The following is a 24,919-nucleotide window of genomic DNA, read 5'->3' on the forward strand; positions in this document are numbered from 1 at the left end:
AGGCGAGCGCGCGCGCGGTCTCGCCGGCAAAGCCGGTGCGAGAGGAAGCGACGGAGCGGACGCGCGTGGTCATGGCGGTTCTCTTACAGGAGCGGTCATCGGGAGGCAAGTGCCGGCCAGGCCGCGCTCAACGCGCTTCATATCGAAATGGAATCGAGCGACGCGCTTTAAGCCTTTGGTTTTATGCATGTCGTTTCCCAAAAGCGCTGCACACTTTGGGCGACATGCATTAGCGCCGGCTCTTCCCCGCATCGGGCAAATGCGCCACACTCGCCCGACGCGGTCCATAGTGCTCCGGGGGAGGTCGTACATGAATTTCGTGTTCTTCTCGCCGCATTTCCCGGCCAACGGCGCCGATTTTTGCGACCGGCTGAAGAAGGCCGGCGCCACCGTGCTCGGCATCGGCGATGCGCCTTACGAGACCTTGAACAGCAAGCTGAAGCCGGCGCTGTCGGAATATTACCGCATCTCCGACATGGAAGATTACGATGCCGTGTTCAGGGCGATGGGCCACTTCATCCACAAATGGGGCCGCATCGACCGCTTCGAGTCGCTCAACGAGCATTGGCTGGAGCTCGAGGCCAACATCCGCACCGACTTCAACATCTACGGCACCAAGCTCGACTTCGTGAAGAATCTGAAGCGCAAGAGCCGCATGCGCGCCTTCTTCCGCAAGAGCGGCGTCGAGACCATTCCGCAGCGCAAATGCTCCGACCGCGCCGGCGCCATGACCTTCATCCGCCGTGTCGGCTATCCGGTGGTCGTCAAGCCGGATTCGGGCTCCGGTGCCTCGAACACCTTCAAGATCTCCAACGCCAGGGAGCTCGACCAGTTCTTCAGGGACAAGCCGGAGGGCGTCACCTTCGTCATGGAGCAGTTCATAGAGGGGCTGGTGGTGACCTTCGACGGGCTGGTCAACCGCGACGGCGAGGTGGTGCTGGCGGCCAGCCACCGCTACGACCAGAGCATCATGGAGGCGGTCAACCACGACCGCCACATGAGCTATACCTGCTTCCCCGAGATCGGCCCGCAGGTCGGGGAGGCGGGGCGCAAGATACTCAAGGCGTTCGACGTGCGCGAGCGCTTCTTCCACATCGAGCTGTTCGAAACCAAGGACGAGCGCGTCATCGCGCTCGAGGTCAACATGCGCCCGCCCGGCGCCTGGATGACGGACGCCATCAACTACACGTTCGACATCGACGTCTATGCCGCATGGGCCGACATGGTGGTCAAGGACGCGGCCGGCGGCCCTTACAAGGGCAAGTATTTCACCGCCTATGCCAGCCGCAAACGCCATATCGGCTATTTGCACAGCCATGCGGACGTGCTAGCCGCCCACGGCGACAAGATCGTCCATCACCAGGCCATCGAAGAGGTCTTCAGCCGCGCCATGGGCAATTACGCCTACCAGATGCGTTCGAAGGATCAGAAGGCGTTGCGCCAGGCGGTCGACTATATCCACGCGGAAAAGGCCTGAGCCGATGGACGTCTCCTACCACAAGGGCCATGCCCGCAATCTCGGCCGCGACATGGAATACAAGCGCTACGGCCATGCCGGGCGGCCGGTGGTGGTGTTCCCGACCTCGCAGGGGCGGTTCTACCAGTTCGAGGATTCGGGCGGGGTTGGCGCGCTCGCCGACTTCATCGATACCGGCCGCATTCAATTGTTCACGCTCGACGGCATCGATTCAGAGTCCTTCTTCAACAAGCAAGCCGATGCGGCGCATCGCATCGCCCGCCACGAGGCCTATTTCCGCTATGTGCGCGAGGAAGCGCTGCCGGAGCTGCAGGCGGTCGCCGCCAAGGCCAATGGCGGCCGCGCCTTGAAGCCGCTGTTCTGCGGCTGCTCGATGGGCGGCTACCACTCGTCGAACTTCGTCTTCCGCTTTCCGGAGCTGGCAAGCGGCGTGATCTCGCTGTCCGGCGTCTATTCGGCCCGCGACTTCTTCGGCCGGACGCTTGAAGGCAACATCTATTTCAACTCGCCGCTCGACTATCTGCCCGGCATCGTCGACCAGAAGCTGCTCGGGCGGCTCAGGGCGCTGCGGCTGATCTTCTGCTGCGGGCAGGGCGCCTGGGAAGAGCGCATGCTTGTCGAAACACGCGAGCTGGAGCAGGTGCTGCGCGACAAATCCATTCCCGCCTGGGTCGACTATTGGGGCGGCGACGTCAGCCATGACTGGCCGTGGTGGCACAAGCAGCTTGTTTACTTCTTCGGCCGCTGGCTGGATGAAGATCTGATGCACAGGTTGGACTGATGACCACGCCCGGCCCGATCCGCCGCTTTGTCGAAGCCACTAACGTCGGCGATAGCGAAGCCTTTCTGGACACATTCACCGAGAAGGCTTTCCTCAGCGATTGGGGTCGCGATTTCCATGGCCGCGATGGAGTCGCGCGGTGGAACCAGTCGGACAATATCGGCGTGCAGTCCAATCTTCGCATCGTTCGTCTCGCGCAGCGCGACGGCGTCTACCATGCCCGCGTCGCGGTGACGGGCAACGGTTTCAACGGCGAGGGCGACATGGCCTTCACGCTCGATGGCGACCGGATCGCAAGCCTGGTCATCAGCTGAAATCGGAAGTGCCATGGCGCGCGCCACGTCAGCCAGTCGTGATGTCCGCGTGGTTATAAGGTCACCGCGCGCGACAGGCCGGAGGCGGCGCGCGGCTTTGGCTGACGTCAGCCTTCCTGGCAGGCCGGGATAGGAGCGACGTCTTGTTCCGGCGCCGATCCACGGCGCAGGCCGAGAAAGACGACGATGGCGGTCAGCACGGTAATCGTCGCCAGCACGACGAGCAGCCTGTCGAAAGCCGTCTCGTAAGCCTGGAGCAGGGCACCGGCGTCGGCCAAGTGCAGATGTTGCGCCGTTCCCGCGATATTGCCTGTTGCCAGCAGTTGCGCTGCCGCGGCCGCTTCTGCGGGCGAGGCCAGCCCTTGAGCGCCGAGTTGCGCGGCGATGAAGCCCGACAGGGTCGCCATGACGATCGCCAGCGCCACGCCCTCGCTGGCGACGCGGGTCGTGTTGAAGATGCCGACCGCCATGCCGGCGCGCTCCTTCGGCACGACGCTCACGGCAAGTCCGTCCATCAGCCCCCAGGGAAAGGCGATGCCGATGCCGATCAGGATCAGCGGGGCCACCAGCGCGCTGTCCGCCGCAGACACTTGGCTCAGCCAGACAAGGCCGGCGGCCGCGACGAGCAGGCCGACACCGCAGATCGTCGCCGGGGCGATCCAGCGCGCCGCCTGGCCGGCCAGCAGCGGCAGGACCAGCAGCGGCCCGGAGAGGCAGATCATCAATTGCCCGGCCTTGATCTCGCTCATCCCCTCGATGCCGATGAAGCGGATCGGCAGGAGCACGAGCAGGACGACGAAGGCATAGGCGGGTGCCGCGGCCAGGAATTGCACGCCGACGAAACGCGGGAAGCGAAACAGCGTCAGGTCCAGCATCGGCCGGCGCGCACGCCGCTCGACAATGACGAAGGCGGCGAAGAAGATGGCAGCCACGCCGAGAAGCGCGATGACGAGGAGATCGGCCCAGCCGTTCTGCGGCGCCTGCAGCACGCCGCTGGTCAGGGCGGCAAGCGCGATGGTGAAGGTGGCGGCCCCCACCCAGTCGAGCCCGATCGCATCCGGGTCGCGCGATTCGGTGATGGTGCGCAGGCCAAGCGCCGCGGCGGCAACGCCAAGCACCGCCACCAAGACAAAGATCGCGCGCCAGCCGAAAGCGTCGATGAGCAGGCCCGACGCGACAGGGCCGAAGGCAAGGCCAATGCCGAAGCTGGTGCCGAGGAAGCTGAAGGCGCGCAGACGCGCTTGCCCATCGAATTCCTGGGCAAGGGCGGAGGCGCCGCCTGCGAAGGCGGCAGCGCCGCCTATGCCCTGCAGGGCTCTGAACAAATCGAACCAGACGATGTCCGACGCCAGCATGCAGCCCAGCGCGGCAAGGAGATAGGCGGCGAGGCCGACGAGGAATATCCGCTTGCGGCCATGGTTGTCCGCCAGCGCTCCGGCCGCCATCAGGCCGGCGCCGAAGGTCAGCATGAAGGCATTGGTCACCCAATTGAGCGCGAGCGGACTGCCGCCGAGATCGGCGGCAATGCGCGACAGCGCCACGGCCGGGCCGGTGAAGCTCAACGGCATCGTCATGGCGGCAAGGCAAACCGACAGCAGCACGAGCCATCTGCCGGCCGGGCCGGTTCTGGTCATCAAAGTCATGATTTTCCCTATCTGAGGCGGGGTTTGCCGGCGGCCGCTGACTGGCGGCGCCGATCGCAACGACAAGATAGGGCGGCGACATTTCCGGCAAAATGGTATTAGATATCCGATCATCTCGGACTAAAACGCTCGAATAGGTCCTACGCCATGGATCGTCTCAACGGCCTTCTGGCTTTCGCCCGCACCGCCGAGCTCGGCAGTTTCGTCGCCGCCGGACGGGCGCTCGGCATCTCCGCCTCGGCCGTCGGCAAGAGCGTCGCCCGGCTCGAGCACGAGCTCGGCGTGCGGCTCCTGCAGCGCAGCACGCGACGAATAGGCCTGACGGAGGAGGGAAAGCTGTTCAACGAACGGGTGCGCCGCATCCTCGACGATATCGACGACGCGGAGGCGATGCTGTCGCGGACGCGTGAAACGCCGCATGGCCGGCTACGCATCTCGACCCCGATCGTCACCTATCACCTGCTTTTGCCGGTGCTGTCGGAGTTCATGGCGCGATACCCGGAGATCGAGCTCGACATCGATTTCAACGATCGCATCGTCGACGTCATCGAAGAGGGCATCGACGTCGCGATCCGCAGCGGCGAGCTACCCGATTCACGGCTGGTGTCGAGGCCGGTTGCGCCCTTTCGCATGATCTTGTGCGCCGCCTCGTCCTATCTCGATCGGCATGGCACGCCCGGCACGCCGGCGGATCTGGCGGCGCATTTCGGCATTCATTTCCGCTTTCTCAACAGCGGCCGGCTGCTCAACTGGCCGTTCATCACCGGAAGCGCCGCGCCGCAGATCCGCTCGATGCTGACCTGCAACAACATGGAGGCGCTGAAGGGCGCGACGCTTGCCGGTCTCGGCATCGCCTGCATGCCCGATTTCCTGGTGCGCGAGGCGCTGCATGACGGCAGGCTGCGCACCGTGCTCGAAGACCATGTGGACGGCCGCGGCCAGTTCCGCATGCTGTGGCCGTCCAATCGCCACCTCTCGCCAAAGGTCCGCGTCTTCGTCGATTTCCTGCCCGAGCGGCTTGCGGTCGGGCGATAGGTCTTCAGTAGGTCGTGCGTCCGCCCGAGAGGTCGAAGGTCGCGCCGGTGGTGAAGGAATTCTCGTCCGACAGCATGAAGATGACCATGGCGGCGGCCTCTTCGATCTCGACGAAGCGGCCGCGCGGCACTTTGCCGAGCATATAGGCGACCTGAGCTTCGGTGAGCTGTTCAAGGATGCGGGTGCGGGCGGGCGAAGGCGTCAGCGCGTTGACGGCGATGTCCTGGCCGGCAAGCTCCTTGCCGAGCGACTTGGTCAAGGCCAGCACGCCGGCTTTTGCAGCGGAATAGGCGGCGGCATTCGGATTGCCTTCCTTGCCGGCCACTGAAGAGATGTTGACGATGCGGCCGTAGTTGCGCGCGACCATGCCAGGCACCAGGCGCTTGCAGCAGTAGAAGACGCCGTTGAGGTCGATATCGACGATCTGCCGCCAGGCGGCGGGGTCGTAATCCACCACGGTCGCCGCCGGCCCGGCAATGCCGGCATTGTTGACGAGGAGATCGACGGGACCGAGTGTCCGCTCGGTCTGGCTGGCGGCGCGATCGACGGCCTCGATCTGCGACTGGTCGCACAGGATGGCCTCCACCCGGCCGGGCGAAGCGAGGTCGGCGACGGCCCTGGCCATCGCGGCATGGTCGACGTCCCAGATGGCGACGCCCGCACCCGACGACAACAGGCGTCGCGCGACCGCAAGGCCGATGCCTTGCGCGCCGCCGGTCACCACGGCGACGCGGCCAGACAGATCGACGGCGTTCAAACGGCGGCTCATAGGCAATTCCCCTTGTTTGCCTAGAGCAATTCAGCATCCCGACAGGATTGCTGACCTGCTCTAATTTTCTGTTTTTACGCAATTCCGGATGGAAAACCGCCGAACACTTTCCTGGAATTGCTTCGGGCACTGGATAGCCCGGATCAGGCCCTGACGTTTCGCGCCACCAGCTTGGCTACGCTTGGCCCAATGAGCAGCACCACCAGGAAGCGCGCCGACTGCAGCGCCATGACGAAGGAGATGTCGACGTTCTGCGGATCTCCGGCCAAGGAGAACCTGGGCGGAGGCTGGTGCCGTCCAGGAAGGGGGATAGCGGGAAAAATGGAAACGATGACAGGAACGGCGCACCCAAGCGGCCGCTCGCATGAAGAGCTTCAAAGTCGAAACCAAGCGCCCCCCGCCCGTTTCAAGTGCTCTTTCGGGGTTATCCTGCCTGGATAGGCCTGAATGGCCAGTCGTCAAATGACGACGGTGAGCGGCAAAATCGCGGTCTTGCGAGACAATACGAGGCCGTTGCTGCCGAGATGCAACAGGCGCGAGCGGGTGCCCTGGAGGTCTACCGACAATGGCGATGTCGCAGAGCCGCGACCCGGCTCGGCGAGTGTCGAGAGTTCGAGGAGGTCAACCGACCTTTTCGGGCGATGGAAGTCCAAAGCCGCCGACCGGGCGGGTTTCGACCTGGAATTCGAAGCCCGCGATGAAGGGGCGAGCCCTCGCGATCGCGGCCTGGACTTCAGGCAGCTGCAGCGAGGCCTTGTGGCTTGCCTGGTCGGTCCACACCTCGGTGACCCAGATCGCGTCGGCGTCGACCGGATCGACGGCGATGATGTAGCTCAGGCAGCCGGGGAGCGCGCCGGTGCTTTCGCGCAGCACGTCCATGACCGCATCGCGCTGGCCGCGCGCCGCCCGCATCTTGCCGATCAGTCCGTACATGCCCTTGATCTCCCTCCAGGTTGCACGCTCAGTCGAGTATGCAGTCGACCGCTCACGGCATCAACTGGCCACCATTGACCTCGATCACCTGGCCGATGATGTAGCCGCTCAAAAGGTCGGACGACAGGAACAGATAGGCGCCGACGCAATCCTCGGGCGTTCCGGCGCGCCCTTGAGGAATGGTGGCGACCATGGCCTTGATCTGCTCGGCGCTCGAATAGCGTTCGTGGAAGGGCGTCAAAATGGTGCCGGGCGCCACGGCGTTGACGCGGATGCCGAAGCCGATCAGCTCCTTGGCCATGCCGCGCGTCACGTTGGAGACGAAGGCCTTGGACGAACCATAGAGGCCGGCGCCACCGCCGGCGCCGTTGCGGGCGGCGATCGAGGTGGTGTTGATGATGAAGCCGCCCTGGCGCTTCAGCCACGGTATCGCCTTGCGCGAGGCGGTCAGGACAGAGCGCGCGTTGAGGTCCATCACCGCATCGTAATGCGCTTCGTCCTGGTTGGCATAGGCGACGCGGCCAAGCATGCCGCCGGCATTGTTGACCAGGCCATCGAGCCGGCCGAAATGGTTTGCGCTCTCCTCGACGACGCGTTCGACGTCGGCAGGTATCGAAAAATCGCCCTGGACCAGAAACACCTCGCCGCCATCGTCGCGGATGGTTCTGGCCACGGTTTCGGCGGCAGCGCGGCTTGCGTTGTAATGCAGCGCGACGCGGCATTTCTGTTCGGCATAGGCACGGGCAAGCGCGGCACCTATGCCGGTCGAGGCGCCGGTGACCAGGACGGCCTTGCCGGCAAGATCGGGGATGGCAAATGTCGTCATGTCGGTCGGCCTCCGGGTAACCATCCTTCGTAGGCCATTGCCGGCCTGCCGTTCAAGTATGCCCGATTTCAGGGCCTGAGATAGACATAGCCCTGGTGCTGCAGTTCGGCGAGCTTCACGACGCCGCCTTTCTCGGCAAGCTCGAAGCCCGCCAGCAGGTCGGTCAGCGTGATGTCCATGCCATGCAAGGTGTTGCCACAGGCTTGCGGGACAAGGCCCTGCTGGACAAGGCCGGCAAAGCGGCTGGAAACAGCGCCGGAAGCGGCCTTGGACTTGAAGGCGGCCAGAGCCGGACCGTGCACCACAAGCACGATGTCGACATTGCCGCCGGTGCCTTCGTAGTGGTTCTTGATGTTGCCGAGGACGAAGTTGACCTTGTCGGCATCGCTGAGGTGATAGGCGACCTTCAGCCGTCCCTCATCCGTTGCCGCGTTTGCCCGGCTCAAGCCGAAAAGGCCCGCGGCGCCGGCAAGACCGGCGCGAAAAATGTCACGGCGCAGCATCCTGTCCTCCGTTGCTTCGCCGCCTCGCATGATTTTGCATGGTCCGGGCGGCACTCCTAGACTAGTGCATTTCACCGTTTCATGGAAACGGCGCACCGCTCTATCTCCTTGTTTTGACGCAATTCCGGACGGAAAACCGCTCACACTTTTCCTGGAATTGCTCTAGCATATCCCGGTCCTGTCGGGGGGAGGAGGATCATATGACATCGAGGACCATGGTAGCGAGGACCATGGCGGGCGCCCTGTTCTGCGCCGTGCTTGCTGCTTTTGCCGGTGCGGCGCGCGCCGACAATGCTCTCAGCCTTAAGGAGCTCAGCCCCAACGGTGCCGACGCCTGCTTCGGTCGTGTCTACGATGCCGCCCATCTCAAGGCGCATCCGCACCAGAAGGTGGGGCGCATCTTCTTCTTCTACGGCCATGACCCGGTCAGCCGGCCAAATGAAGAACCCGCCGCAAACCAGGATAATTCCTATAATGGCTTCCTCACCACCACGGTGCGCGGCGCCAAGAAGCCGGAATGGGCGAGCAGTTGGTGCAACAAGAACGACCCGAGCGATCCGACGAGCGGCATCCGTTGCGGCATGGATTGCGACCGCACGCTTGCCTCGCTGAAGATCGACGACAAGGGAAAGCTGCTTCTGTCTGGCCTGTCGTCGGACGTCTATCTCGATCCCGACGCGTCGGAGTCGATGAGCAAGGCGGAGTACAACAAGCAGGCGCTGGGCAGCGAGGACGACAATTTCAAGCTTGATCCGATGCCGGCCGATAGCTGCAAGGCCGAGTTCGCGCGCATCGACCCGATCGATCCGGCGCTGGGCGACCCGCTGCGGGTGCGGCTGAAGCCCGATCAGCCCTTCTGCTTCGGGCGCGACTATGACGATGCGCATCTGAAGTCGCACCCCAACCAGCTGACGCAATCGATCCGCGTCTTCCGCGGCCCGATCGAGCTCGCCGCCTTCGCCGCCGGCGGCGATGCCGCAAGCTGGCCCGACGGGGCGGATATCGCCGTTTCGGTGACGACGAGGCAGAACGGGAAGAAGATCACGCAGACCTATTCCTGCCAGGGCGAGGCCGACCAGTGGCGCTGCTCGGCCAGTGCGAAGATGAGCGATTTTTCCTGCGACGTCTCGCAGAAGGAGATTTTCCTCAAGCGCGGCGCCAACGGCACGATCATGGTCGCGAACCCCAACAATGCGGTGGCGGTCGTCGATCTCTGCTCGAAGGCGAACGGCAAGACGAAGTCCGACGACAAGGTCTATCGGCTGCAGCCTATGCCGCAGTCGGCCTGCGCACCTTAAGGTCTGGCGATATTCAGGTGAGGCCGGCCTGCGAAAGGCGGCTTCCTGCGCTTCCGGTGCTCACGTACTTCAAGTACGCTCCGCTCCGGTTCTCGGAAGCAGCCGTTCTCGGCTCGGCCTGACCTGAATCTCGCCAGACCTTGGAGCCAAGCTTTGATCAGGCGAAAGGCACCGCGGTCGTGCCTTTCGGCAGCTTGGCCTCGTCGTCCGGCTCGACATGGATGGTGACGAGCACCGAGGGGATCTCGGCCTTCAGCGCGTCCTCGATGCGGTCGCAGATGACATGGCTGGCGCCGACCGTCATGTCGGCGTCGACGACGAGGTGGAACTCGATGAAGGTGGCGCGTCCGGCGATGCGGGTCTTGAGGTCATGCACCTCGAGCGCGCCCTTCGAGTTGGCCGAGATGATGTCGCGGATCTGCATGTGCTCCTGGGTGTCGACGGCGCGGTCCATCAGTCCGTTCATCGACGAGCCGATGACATGCCAGCCTTGCCACAGGATGTTGAGCGCCACGATCACGGCAAGCGCGGGGTCGAGGATCTGCCAGCCGGTCAGCACCGCGCCGACAAGGCCGCCGAGCACGCCGACGGACGTCACGACGTCGGTCATGATGTGCTGGCCATCGGCGGTCAAGGCGGGCGATTTCGCGTTCCGCCCGGCGCTGATCAGCATCCAGGCCCAGATGGCGTTGATGACTGTCGCGACGCCGTTGACGGCAAGGCCCTGCCAAGGCTGCTCGAGCGGCGCCGGCTGCTGCCAGGATCGCCAGACCTCGCTGATGATCAGGAGCGCGGCGACGACGATCAGCACCCCTTCGAGCACGGCCGAGAAATATTCGGCCTTGTGATGGCCGAAGGGATGGTCCTGATCGGCGGGCTTGTAGCTGACCTGGATCGCCCAGAAAGCGGCGGCCGACGCGATGACGTTGACGATCGATTCCGCCGCGTCCGAATAGAGCGCGACCGAACCGGTGATGTACCAGGCGACAACCTTGAGGGCGAGCACGACGCCGGCGACGACGATCGACCAGAACGCAAGGCTGGCGACCTTTTGCCTGGCCGCCGCCTTTGCTTGCGCCGTCGTCATTGCCGCGTTCATCCCTGGACGCCGCCTAGGCGGCCTTTTCCTTGGCTTTGCGCGGCAGGTGCGCAACGATGTTCTCGATGATGCGCATGCCGGCATTGTGCCCGAGCGTCATGATCGATTCCGGATGGAACTGGACCGCGGCGATCGGCTCCTTGCGATGCTCGAAGGCCATGATGATGCCGTCCTCGGTCTCGGCGGTGACCACGAAACCGTCGGGCAGGCGCACCGGGTCGGCGAAGATCGAGTGGTAGCGACCGACGGTCACTTCCTTCGGCAGCCCTGAGAAGATGATGCCGGGCTTCGAAACGCGGATGCGCGACGGCTTGCCATGCATGGGGATGTGCAACTGCCTGAGCTCACCGCCATAGGCCTCGGCCAGCGCCTGCAGGCCGAGGCAGACGCCGAAGATCGGCAGGTCGCGGCTGCGCGCTCGTCTGATGGTGGCGGCGCAATCGAAGTCCGTCGGCGTGCCCGGGCCGGGCGACAGCACGACGAGATCGGGCTTCAGCCGCTCGAAGACTTCTTCCGGTACCGGCGAGCGCACCGTGGAGACATTGGCGCCGGTCTGGCGGAAGTAGTTGGCAAGCGTGTGGACGAAACTGTCCTCATGATCGACCAGCAGGATGTTGACGCCGTCGCCGACGCGCGCGGTGGTGCGCTCGGTTCCGGTGGCGTTGCCGGTCTTGGCGTCGCGGATGGCGGAGAGCATGGCGGATGCCTTCAGTTCGGTTTCGGCTTCTTCTTCCTCGGGGATGCTGTCGAAAAGCAGCGTTGCGCCGGCGCGCACCTCGGCGATGCCGTCCTTGATGCGGATGGTGCGCAAGGTCAGTCCGGTGTTCATGTCGCCGTTGAAGTTGACCATGCCGATGGCGCCGCCATACCAGGCGCGCGGGCTCTTCTCGTTCTGCTCGATGAAGCGCATGGCCCACAGTTTCGGCGCGCCGGTGACGGTGACCGCCCAGGCGTGCGACAAAAACGCGTCGAAAGCGTCCATGCCTTCGCGCAGCCGCCCCTCGATGTGGTCGACGGTGTGGATCAGGCGCGAATACATCTCGATCTGGCGGCGACCGATGACACGCACGGAGCCCGGCTCGCAGACGCGCGACTTGTCGTTGCGGTCGACGTCCGAGCACATGGTGAGCTCGGACTCGTCCTTCTTCGAGTTGAGCAGCTTCAGGATCTGCTCGCTGTCGGAAATGGCGTCGTCGCCGCGCTTGATGGTGCCCGAGATCGGGCAGGTCTCGACGCGGCGGCCGTTGACACGCACGAACATCTCCGGCGAGGCGCCGATCAGATATTCGTTTTCGCCGAGATTTATGAAGAAGGAATAGGGGGAGGGGTTGATCGATTTCAGCTTGCGCGAAATGTCGGAGGGCTGGGTCTCGCAGCGCTCGTAGAACATCTGTCCAGGCACGACTTCGAACAGGTCGCCGCGCTTGAAGCTCTCCATGGCGCGCCGCACCAGGTTGGCGTATTCGCCCGGCTCGTGGTCGCCGCGCGGCGGGATGCGGTCGGCGGTCTTGAACGGTTCTGCATGGGCGTCGCGGGCCAGGCCTTCGGTCGAAAAACCCTCGCCGGAATAGTCGTAGCGGTCGGTCCAGGCCTTGGTCGAATAATGGTCGACGACGAGGATCTCGTCGGGCAGGAACAGCACGAGGTCGCGCTGGCTTTCTCTGCGCTCGAGCTTGTGCTCGACCGGGTCGAACTGGAAGGCGAGGTCGTAGCCGAAGGCGCCGTAAAGGCCGAGATTGGCGTCCTCGGCGGTCTTGAACAAAGCGGTGATGGCGCGCAGCACGGTAAACACGGACGGAACGCGGCTGCGCTCCTCCTCGGTGAAGACGCGGCCGGGTTTCGCCACATCGAGTCGGATGAGCGTCTTCGAGGTCTCGGCGATCGTCACTTCGCCGAGCTCGCCAAGCGCCTTGCCGATCACCGGCAGCAACGCTTCGCCGCGCTTGTTCAGTGCTTCGATGCGCATCGTGCGGCCCCGCGCGGAGATCACCAGCGGTGGATCGATGATGGCCGTATCCCAGCGCGTGTAGCGGCCCGGATATTCGTAGTTGGAGGAAAACACCGCGCCGCGGCGCGAATTCAGGCCATCGACATAGGCATCGATCGCGCCTTCATAGGGTCTGTCGTGCCGCTCGCGCGTGATCGTCACGCCGCCCGCGGTAACGAAGCGCTCGGCCCCGTTGTCCAGAACTTTAGTCGTCATTGCCGTCTCCATCAGCGTTTTGGGCAACGGACCCGGGAATGGCGTTAAAAAACAAATGGCCGCCCGGACATTCCGCTGCGGCCACCCTTTCTTTCACGCGCACACGCACGAACCGGCCGCTGTCAGCGAGCCCACCACCAAATGGTCTTGTTCGAACGCATGTTCATGGCGACTCCCATAGCGGCGAATGGAGGCCGGCGCAACTGGATTTCACGCGGACGCCGAGGCCCGCATGGCCCTCAATCCTCCAGCGTGCCGGAGCGCGCGTCGCCGCTCTTCTTGTCGCCCGCCAGCTTCAACAGATCCTCGCCGGCGCGGATGATGCGGCGCGAGCGGCGGGTCAGGATGACGCCCGCCTGCGGCGCGAAGACTTCCGTGCGGCCGCCGATCTCGCCGGGCGCATGGACGATCGTCGCCAAACGGTCGCCCTTCTTGACGCGGTCGCCGGGCTTGACGTCGTAGAGGATCGCGCCCGCCCTGGGCGCCGGCATCATGTCGATGTTTTCCAGCGGCACGACGGGACCGGCAAACGTCTCGAATTTCCGGACCGACGGATCCTGGATGACGCCGCGCGTCACCAGCAGCCGGTAGAGCCCTTCGGCATCCGAGGCCGCCAGCGCGGCGTCGACGTCGAGTATGCCGCGATATTCGACCGTGGTGACAGCACGCTTGTCGAAGCGCGCAACGCTCGTCGGCACGTTCTGGTAGGGCATGATCGAGGCGCCTTCGAACGTTCCGTCCGTGTCCTCGCTCCACAGCACCACCGCGTCGATGCCCATGGCGGCGGCGCAGTCGGCCATATGCGGCCACAGGCTGGTGTGGATGTAGAGATAGGCGAGACCTTCGTCATCGCAGTGGAGATCGAGCACGATATCGCTGCCGAGCGAGAGCTGCACCAGCCGCGTCTTGAGCCGCTGGTCGGCGCCGCCAAGCGTCGTATCCGGCAAAAGCCTGGTCTCAGGCGCCGCAAGCAGCGGGAAGCCGCGGTTGAAGTTGGTCCTCGTGCCGAGGTGGAAACGGCCCTGGTGCTCGCCGAAATGATATTGCGCGCGGCCGATCGGGTTGGCCCAGGGCACGATGGTGATCGGACCCCTGATGCGGCCCTCGACCTCGGCCTTAGCAAGCATCGGCATCAGCGCGTCGATGGCGACGACGCCCGGTAGCTCGCCGGCATGCAGCGCCGCCTGCAGGTAGGCGGAGGGAGCCGCCTTGTCCTTGCCCTCGAAGCGCAAGACCGGAAATTCGTAGACGGTGCCTTCGGCGTCGCCGGCGATGCGCTCGATCGTCTTCTGCATGGGGGGCCTCCGAATGAAGAGGCCACCCAAATGCATGTTTGCGGCAGGGATGTCGAGTGGTTCCAGCCCGGGCCGTGCCGTGGGGCAACTGCCCGCTACGGCGAAGACGCCGAGCCTGGCTACGGCGAAGACGCCGAGCCTGCTACGGCGAAGACGCCGAGCCTTATTCAGCCGGCTGCGGCTGCAGGATCGTCCGGCGGTCGAGCGCCTGCGACAGCACGGCCACCGCGACGGCCAGAAGCGCCAGCGCCGCGCCCACCAGCGGCAGGTTGGCGTAGGACACGCCCCAGGAGATGGCGAGGCCACCGATCCAGGCGCCGCCGGCATTGCCGACATTGAAGGCGCCCTGGTTGAGCGTGGCGGCCAGGTTCGGACCTTCGGCGGCCGCCTCGACGACACGGATCTGCAAAGGCGGCACGACGATGAAGATCAGCATGCCCCACAGGAAGACGATGGCCACGGCCACGCTGGCGATGGCGCCGAGCTCGGTGAAGATGACGAACAGCAGGGCCATGGCGAGCAGCGTGGCGATCACCGTCGGCATCAGCTTCCAGTCGGCCAGCCTGCCGCCGATGATGTTGCCGATGGTCATGCCGGCGCCGAACAAGAGCAGCACCCAGGTGACGGTCGCCGTCGACAGGCCGGAGACGTCGGTGAGGTAAGGCTTGATGTAGGTGAAGACCGCGAACAGGCTGGCGGAGGCGAGCGAGGCGATCAGCATCGCCAGCCAGACCTGCAGCTTGCCGAGGACGCGCAGTTCGCCCACCAGGCCGCCGCCGCTGGGCTCCGCGACGTCCGAAGGCACCAGCCAGGCGATGGCCGCGACCGAGATCAGGCCGATGCTGACGACAGCGAGGAACGTGGCGCGCCAACCGAAGGCCTCGCCGAGCGCCGTGCCGGCGGGGACGCCGAGGATGTTGGAGAGCGTCAGGCCGGCAAACATCAGCGCGATGGCGCTTGCCCGCTTGTTGCGCGGCACGAGGCTCGCCGCAACGACCGAGCCGATGCCGAAGAAGGCGCCATGACCGAAAGCGGTGAAGACACGCGCCGCCATCAAGAGCCAGTAGTTCGGCGCGATGGCGCAGAAGAGATTGCCGACGACGAAGAGGGCGGCGAGGCCGACAAGGACGGGCTTGCGCGGCAGGCGGGCGGTTGCCATGGCGACGATCGGCGCGCCGAAGACGACGCCCAGCGCATAGCCGGTGACCAGAAGACCAGCCGACGGGATCGAGACGCCGAGGTCGGCCGCCACTTCCGGCAACAGGCCCATGATGACGAATTCGGTGGTGCCGATGCAGAAGGATGCAATGGCGAGCGCTAGGATCGGCAGCGGCATGGGATGTCCGGACTGAATCGGTTCAAATTCGAGACTGGCTCCGGATATGCCCGGCGCACAAGCGCCATTGTTGCAACGCAGCAATGCAGAAACGGAAGAACGCTGCCGCTAGGGCATGATCCCGAAAAGTGGGAACCGGTTTTCGGGGAAGATCATGCTCCAACAAAGAGTTGGATCAGGATGGTGATTCAACGAAACGTCATCCTGATCCTGCTTAGACCAGCGGCTTCAGCTCCTGGGCGATGGTCGGCAGCAGCTCCGAGACGGTCGGATGGATGTGCATGGCGCGCGCCAGCGTCGAGATCGGCGCCTTGGCATACATAAGGTCGAGCACGCAGTGGATCGCCTCGTCGCCGCCCGGCCCAAGCACCGAGCAGCCGAGGATCTCGCCGGTGTCGGCATCTGCCAGGATCTTCATGAAGCCTTGCGTCTCGCCCTTCTCGACAGCGCGGCCGACGCGGGTCATCGGCCGCTGGCCGACCAGCGCGCGGCGGCCGGATTTCTTCACGGCGGCCTCCGTCATGCCGCAGCGCCCGAGCGGCGGATCGATATAGAGCGCATAGGCTTCGATGCGGTCGCTGACCTTGCGCGGATCGTTGTCGAGCAGGTTGGCGGCGACGACCTCGAAGTCGTTGTAGGAGGTATGGGTGAAGGCGCCCCTGCCGTTGCAGTCGCCCATCGCCCAGATGCCGGGCACGTTGGTGCGCAGTTGGTCGTCGACGACGACGAAGCCACGCTGGTCGACCGCGACGCCGGCTTTGTCCAGGCCGAGGTCGTCGGTGTTGGGCGTGCGACCCAGCGCCAGCAGCACATGCGAGCCGACCGCCGCCGGCTTGTTGGCGGCGAAGGTGACGGCAATGTCACTTCCTTGTTTGGCAAAGCTGATGTCGCCAGCGCCGAGATGGACGGCGATGCCTTCGTTCTCGAGGATGGAGAGGATGGCCGCTGACGTGTCCTCGTCCTCGCGGCCGGTCAGCCGCGGCGCCTTCTCGATCACCGTAATCTCGGAGCCGAACCGGCGGAACATCTGCGCGAATTCGAGCGAGATGTAGCTGCCGCCGACGACGATCAGATGGCTGGGCAGCACATCGAGGTCCATCATCGAGGAATTGGTGAGATAGGGCACGTCGTTGACGCCCGGCAGGCTCGGCACCGAGGCGCGGCCGCCGGTGTTGAGGAAGATCTTCGGCGCGGTGAGCAGCTCGTCGCCGACGCGCACCGTGTCGGCGGTGACGAAACGTGCGTGGCCGCGATAGAGCGTGCAGCCCTTCATGCCGGCGATCCATTTTTCAAGATTGCCGCGAGAGTCGTTGGTGACCTTGTCCTTGCGCGCCTTGATGCGCTTGTAATCCACGCCGACGGGGCCCGAGAGCGCGACACCGTACTCGGCGGCGCGGCGGGCGAGATGCGCGGCATAGGCGCTCGCCACCATCGTCTTGGTCGGCATGCAGCCGGTGTTGACGCAGGTGCCGCCGATGAATTTGCGCTCGATCAGCGCGACCTTCATGCCGGCGGACTCGAGCCGGCCGACGAGCGGCGGGCCGGCCTGGCCGGCGCCGATGACGATGGCGTCGAAGCTCTTAGCGCTCATGCGACCGCCGCAACGATCAGCAGGCCGCCGATGATGGCGACTGCATCCTCGATGAAGGCGGCGGGCGGATCCATGCCGAAGACGGCGGCGAGCCGGCCGCGCGCTTCGGCGCCGCCCAGCGTGCCGATCACCGCGCCGATGGCGCCGGCGACCAGGCCGCCAATGGTGGCGCCGGCCGTGGCGCCGATCACCGCGCCGGAGAAGGCGCCGGTCACGGTGCGCGCGCCGAATTGCTGCGGCACCTTGCGGCTCGGCGTCGACGGCAGCTGGTCGGTGACCAATTCGACGATGGCCAGGATGGTGAAGATGCCGACGGCGATCCAGTGGCCCATAAAGCTAGCCCAGGTGCCGGCGACCGGAAGCCAGCCGAGATAAGAACCCCAGGCGACGGCGGCGGGCGCGGTCATGGCGCGCAGGCCGGCAATGACGCCTATCAGCAGTGCAAGAATGTAAAGCATGATCGACCCCCTCAATGAGACACTCGCATGGTCTCGCAATGGCAGGCTAGCATAAGCCTTGCGTTTGGCCACGGAGCTTTTGTCTGACAATCGATTATGCTTTGGCGACTATGCTTGGCGGAAGAGGATATCTGGAGATGTCGCCATGACGACGAGCGAGCGCATGAAGATGGCGGGGGGCGAATGGTACACCTGCATCGACGATGAGCTGGAGGCGCTGCGCGTCGCCGCGCGCGATGCGGTGTTCGAGCACAACGGACTGCCGCCCCGGCAGCGCGGCAATATGGGCCCCGCCTTGCGGGCGCTGCTTGGCGGCGTGGGCGAGGGGGCGCGCATCGAGACGCCGTTCCATTGCGCCTATGGCTTCAACCTGTTCCTGGGCGATAGCGTCTTCCTCAACGCCGGCTGCACCATCCTCGACACCGCGCCGGTGCGCATCGGCAAGGGGACGCTGCTTGGCCCCAATGTGCAGATCTACTGTGCCGAGCATCATCGCGAAGCTTCCGGCCGGCTGGCCGGGCTGGAGGTCGCCAGGCCCGTGACGATCGGCGACAATGCCTGGATCGGCGGCAGCGCGGTGATCCTTGCCGGCGTCAGCATAGGCGAGGGCGCCATCGTCGGCGCCGGCGCTGTGGTGACCCGCGACGTGCCAGCGAACACCACCGTCGTCGGCAACCCGGCACGGGTGGTCACGCGGCGCTGACGCCAGGCGGTTGGAACCGGACCGTCGCTTCAAAGCCATCCTTTTGGCCAGACGCCGGTGAGTTCAGCACCAGCGTCGCACCGACCTGCTGTAAAATCCGATTGACGATCGCCAGCCCGAGGCCGGATCCCGCCGCGCGCGTTGCGCCGCGTTCGAAGCGTTTGACTAGATCGGTCGTGGCGGGGACCACCGGGCCTTCGTTGATCACGCTCAGCGCGACGTCATCGCCGACACGCACGACCACCTGCGTATTCTCAGCTCCGTGCAGCAGTGCATTCTCGATAAGATTGCGCAGGACTATGGCCAGGGCGTCGGGATCAATCGGAACCTGCGTCCTGCCTTTCGCAGGCGCTTCGAGGCGAAGGCGGCCGTGATTTTCACCGTGCTGTTCGAAGTCGCTGACCACAAAAGCCGCGACCGAAGCGAGATCGCTCGCCTTGCCGCCGGCGGCGATACCGGCATCGGCGCGCGCCAATTGCATCAGTTTCTCGGACAGGCGGGCGAGGTGGGACAACGCCGCCTTGATCTGATGCGGCCGCTTTCGACCGGCCTCGTCGGTCGCTTCGGCGATCAGCCGTTCGGTCTGCGCGAGCGCGCCGGCGATGGGCGTGCGCAACTCATGCGCGGCATTCGCGGTGAACTCCTTCTCTGCATCAAGCGCCATATCGAGGCGTTGCATCAAGCTGTTGACGGAGGTGGCTATGGCGGCAAGCTCCGACGGGAGGTCCTCGGTGCGAATGGGCGCGAGATGGTCGCCGTGACGAGCCTTGATCTCGTTGCGCAGCGCGGCTATCGGCCTGAGCGAGTGCGCCAAGGACAGCCAGGCGACGATTGCGCTGAGCGGCGTCAGGATGATCATCGGCACCAGGAAGCCGGTCGCTGCCTCGAGAGTTTCCTCGTTACGGTGGGCGTCCCGCTCGGCGACCTGGACGAAGAGCGAGCCACTGACGGCCGGTTCAGTGTAAACGCGCCAGCCGGCTTGTTCCGAGAAACCTTGAGCAAGGCCCTGGGTCAACGGCTCGACTGGCGCGCTGTAGGAACCCATGAGCACGCGCCCTTCGCCGTTGCGCACCTGGAAGACAAGTCTCCCGCCGTCATCTTCTGAAACGGCTTCCGCAAGCCTGCGCGGAGATTGGGGTTCGTCACGCTCGAACAGATCGTCGATGACCAATGGCAGCAGTCTTCGTGCAGCTTCCTGCATCGAGCTGTCCATGGCTTCGTTGATCTCGCGCTGCAGCGTGTAGCTTCCGGTGGCTGCCGCAACCACTCCGAACGCGACGGTGACCACGATAAGCGCCACAACGAGGCGGCTGACAAGGCTGTCAAATATTCTCATGGAGCTGCCAGGCGGTAACCCAGCCCCCTGACCGTTGTGATCGCATTGCGGCCGATCTTCTTTCGCAGGCGGCTGACATAGACTTCGACCGTGTTGCTTTCGATCTCGGCGCCGAAGGCGTAAAGCGCATCCTCGATCTGGGCCTTGCCGACAGTGATACCGGGCCGTCGCAGGAACTGGTCGAGCACGGCCCATTCGCGGCTGGTCAGCATCGTTTCCTTGCCATTGATGACAACAACGCGGCGAGCCTGGTCGATTTCGACCGGTCCGAGGCGGATCAGGGGGTTGGGGCTTCCGGCGTAGCGCCGCGCCACGGCGGCAAGGCGCGCGGACAACTCGCCGAGATCGAACGGCTTCACCAGGTAGTCGTCGGCCCCGGAGTTCAGTCCCTCAATTCGATCGGAGAGCTGGTCGCGCGCTGTCAGTATGATCACCGGCGTATCGTTGTTCTCGCGTCGCAGCGCCTTCAGAAACTCGATGCCTTTTCCGTCCGGCAGGTGCAGATCGAGCAGCACGAGTTCATAGGCAATGACGTGGAGGTGCTCGCGGCCCTCCGCCAGGGTGGCGCTCCAATCGACGGCATGCCCATCGGCGGCGACGTGGTCGCGTACAGCCTCCCCCAACACCCGATCGTCTTCGATCAACAGGACCCGCATCGTTGCCTCCGCCGGATAATGACCGGCCCATGCGGCACGAGACTGACAGCAGCCTGAATGAAAGCCAACCGCGGTCTTTTGGGTGGAGAGAACATTCAGGTTGCTGTCAGCTTCGACAGCCAGGTTCCCCAGCATCGGAATTGGCCGATGGAGAAATCGACATGAAGGGTTTGATCCTGACCGCGCTTGCATTGACTGTAGCCGGCCCGGCTTTCGCCGGCGACAGATGCGATGTGCCAACCAACGAATGGCAGCCGCGCGAGGCGTTGCAGAAGAAGCTCGAAGGAGAGGGCTGGAAGGTCCGCAGCATCAAGACCGAAAACGGCTGCTACGAAGCCAAAGCGGTCGACGCCAACGGCAAGAGGCTGGAAGGCGTGTTCAATCCCAAGACGCTCGAGTCGGTCGGCGCCGATTCCGACGACGGTTGATCGGCATGAACGCCACCGTTTCAGCGCAGGAAACCTCCGTCAGGGTCTGGAGCCCCTATGTTCGCCTCTTCCACTGGTCGCTGGTTCTGTGCGTCGCGGTGGCGTGGCTTTCTTCCGGGGAAATCATGAAGGTGCATGAATTGGCCGGCTATTGCGCCGGGGGCCTGATCGCCTCGCGCCTGATCGCGGGGTTGGCCGGGTCCGGCTATACGCGCTTCGATCAGTTCGTGCGCGGGCCGCGCACGGTGCGTTCGTATCTCGCTGACGTGGTGCGAGGCCGTGAAAGGCGGTATCTCGGCCACAATCCTGCCGGCGGCGCCATGGTGCTGGCGCTTGTGACTTGCATCGCGGGAATTGCGCTGACCGGCTGGATGCAGACCACCGACACCTGGTGGGGCGTGGCCTGGGTCGAGGACGCGCACAAGGTTCTGGGCAACGGTATCCTGGTGCTGATCGGGCTTCATGTCGGCGGCGTGGTTCTGGCAAGCCTGCGCCATGGCGAGAACCTGGTTCGGGCGATGGTCACCGGCCGCAAGCACGCGCCGTCGCCGGAGGACGTTGCCTGAAAAGCAGGCTGGAGAATGCAAAGGGCGCCGCGTCGATGCGGCGCCCTTTGCCGTTCCATCTCAGGAGGCGCGCGCCATGCGCTCGTCCTGATCGATCCGCCTCGAAAACTCGCGCCGGTACTGCCGCGGCGAGGTCCTGAGCCGCGCGGCGAAATGCTGGCGCAGCGAGGTGGCGCTGCCGAAGCCGGCTTCGAAGGCCACCATGTCCATCGACTTGTCGGTCTGTTCCAGCAGCCTTTGCGCCAGTGCGACGCGCTGGTCGGCGAGCCAGTCGCCGAAACTGGTGCCGATCGAGTTCTGGAAGCGGCGCGTGAAGGTGCGGCGCGTGAGGCCGGCCGCCTCGGCGACGCTGTCGAGGCTGTGCGGTTCGTGGAGTGTCGCCCGCACCTGGTCGAGAGCGTGCGTGAACCGGTCGGCGTTCGGTGTCGGCGCAAGCGGGCGCTCGATGAACTGCGCCTGTCCGCCCTGCCGGTGCGGCGAGAGCACGACGTGGCGGGCAAGCCGAAGGGCGGCCTCCGCGCCATAGCGGGCGCGCACGATGTGCAGGCAGCAATCGAGCCCGGCGGCGACGCCGGCGGAGGTGATGATGTCGCCCTCGTCGACATAGAGCACGTCGGCGTCGATCGCGATGTCGGGATGAAGCGCTTGCAACCGGTCCGTATAGGCCCAGTGGGTCGTTGCCTTGCGCCCGGCCAGCAATCCGGCGCCGGCGATGGCGAAGGTGCCGAGGCACAGGCCGACGATCAGCGCGCCGCGCCGATGGGCGCGTTGCAGCGCCTCCTCGAACGGCGCGGCCAGGGGAGCCTCGAGATCCTTCCAACTCGGGATGATGACGATGTCGGCCTCGTCGAGCGCCGAGAGTCCGTGCGGCACGACGATGCTCAGCCCGGCATCGGTATGCACAGGTCCTTCCTCCATCGCGCAGACGCGGAAGTCGAAGCGCGGCAGGCCAAGCTTGGTGCGGTCCGCGCCGAACACCAGGCAAGGCACCGAGAGGTGGAACGGGCTGATGCCGTCGAAGGCGACGGCGGCAACGATCGGATTGTTCATGACAGACATCACCGGTTGAATGGCGATTGTCCCAATTCTTTCGAATGATGTCAATCGGGCCACTTTCTGGCGCTGATGCGGCCGGTTAGCTTTGACCCATCAACCCGGTCGAAAGGAAAACCGCTATGTCAGCTCCCGCCACCCAGCCGCGCCGCGCGCTTGTCGTCGTCGATGTGCAGAACGACTACAATGGCGGCAATCTCGCCATCCAGCACCCGCCCTTCGCCGAGACCGTCGCCAACGTTGCGCGCGCCATGGACGCGGCCGCGGCGGCCGGCATCAAAAATCGTCGTCGTCAAGCAGATGGCGCCCGAGACCTCGCCGATCTTCGCCAAGGGCAGCCATGGCGGCGAGCTGCATGCCGAGATCGCCAGGCGCGGCCGCGATCACTATGTCGAAAAGACGCTGCCTTCGGCCTTCACCGGCACGGATCTCGAGGCCTGGCTGCGCGCCAACGCCATCGATACGATCGCGGTCGTCGGCTACATGACCCACAATTGCGATCTCTCGACCATCATCCACGCGGTGCATATGGGCTTTGCCGTCGAGTTCCTTTCGGATGCCAGCGGCTCGGTGCCCTATGCCAACAGCGCCGGCTACGCGTCGGCCGAGGACATACACCGGGTGGTGAGCGTCGTGTTGCAGTCACGCTTCGCCGCGGTGCTGAAGACCGCCGAGTGGATCGATTGCCTGAAGACCGGCGCATTGCCGGAGCGCGACACGATCTACGCGTCGAACCAGCGGGCCTTGCAGCGGAACGCCGCCTGACCGAGCTTCTTTCGAGCAGCAAAGGCGCCGCCAGACACGGCGCCTTTTTGTTTTGGCGACAATACCCAGAAAGAGCGTGAGCCATTTCACGGACGTCGCTCCGGTATTTTCGGAAAGTCGCCGCGCATGTGAGTAAGCGCGGTTGGCTTTGGGGGCTGGATTGAAGGCGCGCGTTGCACGAACCATGGTCGTCCTGGCCCTCGCCGTCGGCGCGGCGCTGCTGCCTTGGCCGGCCTTCGCGCAAGTCCCGCCACACGCGCCAGGCACGATCTGCTTCACCCAATTCTTCTGGTGCTGGGCGCAGCCGCCCGGGCCGCCCGGCTATCCCTGCGGCTGCCCGTCGCAATATGGCTTCGTGCCGGGTTATCTGGGCTAGTCGTCGGGGGGCTGAGATGACGGCATCCCACGATCCTCTTGTCTCCGGCTTGCTTGCCGACGCCAAGCTGGTTGCCGGCTATGGCCGCTACGGCGTGTTCAAGGACAGCGCCCTGTTCGCCGCGATCGGCGATGCGGAAAAGCTCAATGACGCGACCGCAAGCCAGCCGGAGGTCGTCAAACTCCAGACGGTGCTCAACGACTGCTCCAGCACTGTGCCGTTTTCCACCCTGGCAGCGCTGCGCACCGGCTGGTCGCCGGGCGACATGTCGCGGCGGACCGCGCTCGCGACCTATTTCCTCATCGCGCTCTCGGTGACGATGATGATCGTCATCGGCAAGCTGACCTATGTCTACAACAGGGGCGTTGCGATCAACGCGGAACTGCAGGAGATCGACAACAACGATTTCAGCGCCCGGTTCGGACAGTCGATCCGGCAGGTCTGGGCGACGAAGAAGCAATTGAGCTCGGCCACCGCCCAGCAGGCGTCGGCGACCGATCTGACGCTGCTGAAGGACGCCTACTACAATTCCGTCGACAGCCTGCATTCGCTCGACCAGCGTTTTTCCTCGCTGCTGGCGCGGGCGCAGGGGTTCATGACGCAGGAGGCGCCGTTTCCGCTCTGGGGCATGCAATGGGGCTATTGCAAGCTCTCGGCTTCGCCGGCCAAGGCTGGCGCGCCGCTAGATTTCTCGAACCCCAGGCAGATGGCCATAGATCAATTCTGCGGTCAGCAAATCGCGCTGGCGCAACAGCAAGGCGGGGCAGAGAACAGCCAGCCGCTCAAGCAGTCGGATTTCGATTGCAAGAACAACGGCGACATTCAAGGGGGCATGCAAGCCGTCAGCGCCACCGGCACGGCCGGCCAGGCGGAAGACGTGAATGCGGATTTCGACCAGGCGACACGCGACCTGCAGTGCGAAGGCGTCATCACAATCACGCCGAATTCGATTTCGACGCTGACGCTGCAGGCCAAGACGCTCAGCGAGGTCCTCAGCCCCTATGCGTTGTGGATCCTGCCCGCGCTCTATGGTGCACTTGGCGGCATCATGTTCCACATGCGCATGATCCTGAACCCGCTCCTGCCCAATCCGCCGCTGTCGCGCCTCATCCACCGCATCGCGCTCGGCGGGCTTGCCGGCATGATCCTCGCCTGGTTCATGGCGCCCGGCACCAAGCTCGGCGGCGAGGTCACCGGCATCGGCTTCAGCCTGTTCACCTTCGCTTTCCTGTTCGGCTTCAGCCTGGATATCTTCTTCGCCATTCTCGACCAGTTCGTTTCGATGTCGGTCGCCGGCATCAAGAAGTTCGGCTCGCCCACGGTGGCGTGAAAGCCGGCGAAGCAAAAAGGGCGCCGCGATGAGGCGGCGCCCTTGGTCGTTTCCAGCTCGAAGGATGTTTAGAGCAATTCCAGGAAAAGTGTGAGCGGTTTTCCGTCCGGAATTGCGTCAAAACAAAGAGATAGAGCGGTTCGCC

26 protein-coding genes and 1 pseudogene are annotated in these 24,919 nt (G+C 64.8%); 11 read left to right on the forward strand and 16 right to left on the reverse strand.

The window, feature by feature from the left end:
• Positions 1-310 precede the first annotated feature (310 nt).
• Genes FJ471_RS20620 through FJ471_RS20630 form a run of 3 tightly spaced genes read left to right on the forward strand, consistent with a single transcriptional unit; the run spans position 311 to position 2,572 of the window.
• The gene (locus tag FJ471_RS20620; RefSeq protein ID WP_140806593.1) at positions 311-1,477 is read left to right on the forward strand and encodes an ATP-grasp domain-containing protein; all 1,167 of its coding nucleotides are present in this window, start codon (positions 311-313) and stop codon (positions 1,475-1,477) included.
• A 4-nt stretch (positions 1,478-1,481) separates the two neighbouring features.
• A complete protein-coding gene (locus tag FJ471_RS20625) occupies positions 1,482-2,258 on the forward strand; it encodes an alpha/beta hydrolase-fold protein (RefSeq protein WP_140806594.1) in 777 nt (258 codons plus the stop codon).
• Entirely contained in the window at positions 2,258-2,572 is a 315-nt protein-coding gene (locus tag FJ471_RS20630; protein ID WP_140806595.1) for a nuclear transport factor 2 family protein, read from the forward strand. Before FJ471_RS20625 ends, FJ471_RS20630 begins: the two co-directional genes overlap by 1 nt.
• Before the next feature lie 107 nt (positions 2,573-2,679).
• Here the strand turns inward: FJ471_RS20630 and FJ471_RS20635 are convergent, their stop codons facing one another.
• On the reverse strand, positions 2,680-4,215 hold the full coding sequence (locus FJ471_RS20635) for an MFS transporter (RefSeq protein WP_140806596.1): 1,536 nt from the start codon (positions 4,213-4,215) through the stop codon (positions 2,680-2,682).
• 147 nt (positions 4,216-4,362) lie between these two features.
• Here FJ471_RS20635 and FJ471_RS20640 point away from each other — a divergent pair, with 147 nt between their 5' ends.
• Positions 4,363-5,250 carry a LysR family transcriptional regulator gene (locus tag FJ471_RS20640; protein ID WP_140806597.1) on the forward strand — a complete coding sequence of 296 codons (888 nt, stop codon included), beginning with the start codon at positions 4,363-4,365 and terminating at the stop codon, positions 5,248-5,250.
• A gap of 4 nt (positions 5,251-5,254) precedes the next feature.
• Here FJ471_RS20640 and FJ471_RS20645 read toward each other — a convergent pair whose 3' ends face one another.
• From FJ471_RS20645 to FJ471_RS20665, 5 genes and pseudogenes are all read right to left on the reverse strand, one after another.
• Positions 5,255-6,007, reverse strand: a complete 753-nt coding sequence (locus FJ471_RS20645; protein ID WP_140806614.1) for an SDR family NAD(P)-dependent oxidoreductase — start codon at positions 6,005-6,007, stop codon at positions 5,255-5,257.
• A gap of 155 nt (positions 6,008-6,162) precedes the next feature.
• A pseudogene (locus FJ471_RS20650) lies at positions 6,163-6,273 on the reverse strand (AbrB family transcriptional regulator); the annotation flags it as partial.
• A 367-nt stretch (positions 6,274-6,640) separates the two neighbouring features.
• Positions 6,641-6,952 (reverse strand): putative quinol monooxygenase, encoded by a 312-nt coding sequence (locus FJ471_RS20655; RefSeq protein ID WP_140806598.1) that lies wholly within the window; start codon positions 6,950-6,952, stop codon positions 6,641-6,643.
• A gap of 52 nt (positions 6,953-7,004) precedes the next feature.
• Positions 7,005-7,778 carry an SDR family oxidoreductase gene (locus FJ471_RS20660; protein WP_140806599.1) on the reverse strand — a complete coding sequence of 258 codons (774 nt, stop codon included), beginning with the start codon at positions 7,776-7,778 and terminating at the stop codon, positions 7,005-7,007.
• 68 nt (positions 7,779-7,846) lie between these two features.
• A complete protein-coding gene (locus tag FJ471_RS20665; RefSeq protein ID WP_140806600.1) occupies positions 7,847-8,281 on the reverse strand; it encodes a DsrE family protein in 435 nt (144 codons plus the stop codon).
• Positions 8,282-8,481: 200 nt separating this feature from the next.
• Here FJ471_RS20665 and FJ471_RS20670 point away from each other — a divergent pair, with 200 nt between their 5' ends.
• On the forward strand, positions 8,482-9,579 hold the full coding sequence (locus tag FJ471_RS20670) for a hypothetical protein (RefSeq protein WP_140806601.1): 1,098 nt from the start codon (positions 8,482-8,484) through the stop codon (positions 9,577-9,579).
• 157 nt (positions 9,580-9,736) lie between these two features.
• Here FJ471_RS20670 and FJ471_RS20675 read toward each other — a convergent pair whose 3' ends face one another.
• The 6 genes from FJ471_RS20675 to FJ471_RS20700 form a co-directional block, all read right to left on the reverse strand.
• A complete protein-coding gene (locus tag FJ471_RS20675; RefSeq protein WP_140806602.1) occupies positions 9,737-10,678 on the reverse strand; it encodes a cation diffusion facilitator family transporter in 942 nt (313 codons plus the stop codon).
• Between the two features lie 13 nt (positions 10,679-10,691).
• Positions 10,692-12,881: an anthranilate synthase gene (locus FJ471_RS20680; RefSeq protein ID WP_140806603.1), complete on the reverse strand. Its 2,190-nt coding sequence runs from the start codon at positions 12,879-12,881 to the stop codon at positions 10,692-10,694.
• Positions 12,882-13,120: 239 nt separating this feature from the next.
• Complete coding sequence (locus FJ471_RS20685; RefSeq protein ID WP_140806604.1) at positions 13,121-14,176, reverse strand: succinylglutamate desuccinylase/aspartoacylase family protein; 1,056 nt, start codon at positions 14,174-14,176, stop codon at positions 13,121-13,123.
• Between the two features lie 163 nt (positions 14,177-14,339).
• Positions 14,340-15,512, reverse strand: a complete 1,173-nt coding sequence (locus FJ471_RS20690; RefSeq protein WP_140806605.1) for an MFS transporter — start codon at positions 15,510-15,512, stop codon at positions 14,340-14,342.
• A gap of 214 nt (positions 15,513-15,726) precedes the next feature.
• Positions 15,727-17,103, reverse strand: a complete 1,377-nt coding sequence (locus FJ471_RS20695) for an FAD-containing oxidoreductase (RefSeq protein ID WP_140806606.1) — start codon at positions 17,101-17,103, stop codon at positions 15,727-15,729.
• On the reverse strand, positions 17,100-17,561 hold the full coding sequence (locus FJ471_RS20700; protein WP_140806607.1) for a DUF4126 domain-containing protein: 462 nt from the start codon (positions 17,559-17,561) through the stop codon (positions 17,100-17,102). The genes FJ471_RS20695 and FJ471_RS20700 overlap by 4 nt, the downstream gene beginning before the upstream one ends.
• A gap of 145 nt (positions 17,562-17,706) precedes the next feature.
• Between FJ471_RS20700 and FJ471_RS20705 the strand changes: the two genes are divergently transcribed.
• Complete coding sequence (locus FJ471_RS20705; protein ID WP_140806608.1) at positions 17,707-18,264, forward strand: sugar O-acetyltransferase; 558 nt, start codon at positions 17,707-17,709, stop codon at positions 18,262-18,264.
• Here FJ471_RS20705 and FJ471_RS20710 read toward each other — a convergent pair.
• Together FJ471_RS20710 and FJ471_RS20715 are read right to left on the reverse strand one after the other, a co-directional pair.
• Positions 18,251-19,600 carry an ATP-binding protein gene (locus FJ471_RS20710; RefSeq protein ID WP_140806609.1) on the reverse strand — a complete coding sequence of 450 codons (1,350 nt, stop codon included), beginning with the start codon at positions 19,598-19,600 and terminating at the stop codon, positions 18,251-18,253. The genes FJ471_RS20705 and FJ471_RS20710 overlap by 14 nt on opposite strands.
• Complete coding sequence (locus FJ471_RS20715; RefSeq protein ID WP_140806615.1) at positions 19,597-20,256, reverse strand: response regulator transcription factor; 660 nt, start codon at positions 20,254-20,256, stop codon at positions 19,597-19,599. The genes FJ471_RS20710 and FJ471_RS20715 overlap by 4 nt, the downstream gene beginning before the upstream one ends.
• Before the next feature lie 161 nt (positions 20,257-20,417).
• Between FJ471_RS20715 and FJ471_RS20720 the strand changes: the two genes are divergently transcribed.
• Together FJ471_RS20720 and FJ471_RS20725 are read left to right on the forward strand one after the other, a co-directional pair.
• Positions 20,418-20,684, forward strand: a complete 267-nt coding sequence (locus FJ471_RS20720; protein ID WP_040989764.1) for a PepSY domain-containing protein — start codon at positions 20,418-20,420, stop codon at positions 20,682-20,684.
• A gap of 5 nt (positions 20,685-20,689) precedes the next feature.
• Positions 20,690-21,250 carry a cytochrome b/b6 domain-containing protein gene (locus tag FJ471_RS20725; protein WP_140806610.1) on the forward strand — a complete coding sequence of 187 codons (561 nt, stop codon included), beginning with the start codon at positions 20,690-20,692 and terminating at the stop codon, positions 21,248-21,250.
• Between the two features lie 60 nt (positions 21,251-21,310).
• Here the strand turns inward: FJ471_RS20725 and FJ471_RS20730 are convergent, their stop codons facing one another.
• Both FJ471_RS20730 and FJ471_RS35355 read right to left on the reverse strand, forming a co-directional pair.
• Entirely contained in the window at positions 21,311-22,300 is a 990-nt protein-coding gene (locus tag FJ471_RS20730) for a helix-turn-helix domain-containing protein (RefSeq protein WP_140806611.1), read from the reverse strand.
• Between the two features lie 128 nt (positions 22,301-22,428).
• Positions 22,429-22,599 carry a hypothetical protein gene (locus FJ471_RS35355; protein ID WP_246684775.1) on the reverse strand — a complete coding sequence of 57 codons (171 nt, stop codon included), beginning with the start codon at positions 22,597-22,599 and terminating at the stop codon, positions 22,429-22,431.
• 4 nt (positions 22,600-22,603) lie between these two features.
• On the opposite strand from FJ471_RS35355, the gene FJ471_RS20735 reads away from it, so the two are divergent.
• The 3 genes from FJ471_RS20735 to FJ471_RS20745 all read left to right on the forward strand — a co-directional run bounded on the left by FJ471_RS20735 (position 22,604) and on the right by FJ471_RS20745 (position 24,774).
• Entirely contained in the window at positions 22,604-23,068 is a 465-nt protein-coding gene (locus FJ471_RS20735; protein WP_246684776.1) for an isochorismatase family protein, read from the forward strand.
• A gap of 160 nt (positions 23,069-23,228) precedes the next feature.
• Positions 23,229-23,444 (forward strand): hypothetical protein, encoded by a 216-nt coding sequence (locus FJ471_RS20740; RefSeq protein WP_140806612.1) that lies wholly within the window; start codon positions 23,229-23,231, stop codon positions 23,442-23,444.
• 16 nt (positions 23,445-23,460) lie between these two features.
• On the forward strand, positions 23,461-24,774 hold the full coding sequence (locus FJ471_RS20745; RefSeq protein WP_140806613.1) for a hypothetical protein: 1,314 nt from the start codon (positions 23,461-23,463) through the stop codon (positions 24,772-24,774).
• Positions 24,775-24,919: the final 145 nt, after the last annotated feature.

The organism is Mesorhizobium sp. B2-7-1 (genome assembly GCF_006440735.1).
Lineage (GTDB): Bacteria > Pseudomonadota > Alphaproteobacteria > Rhizobiales > Rhizobiaceae > Mesorhizobium.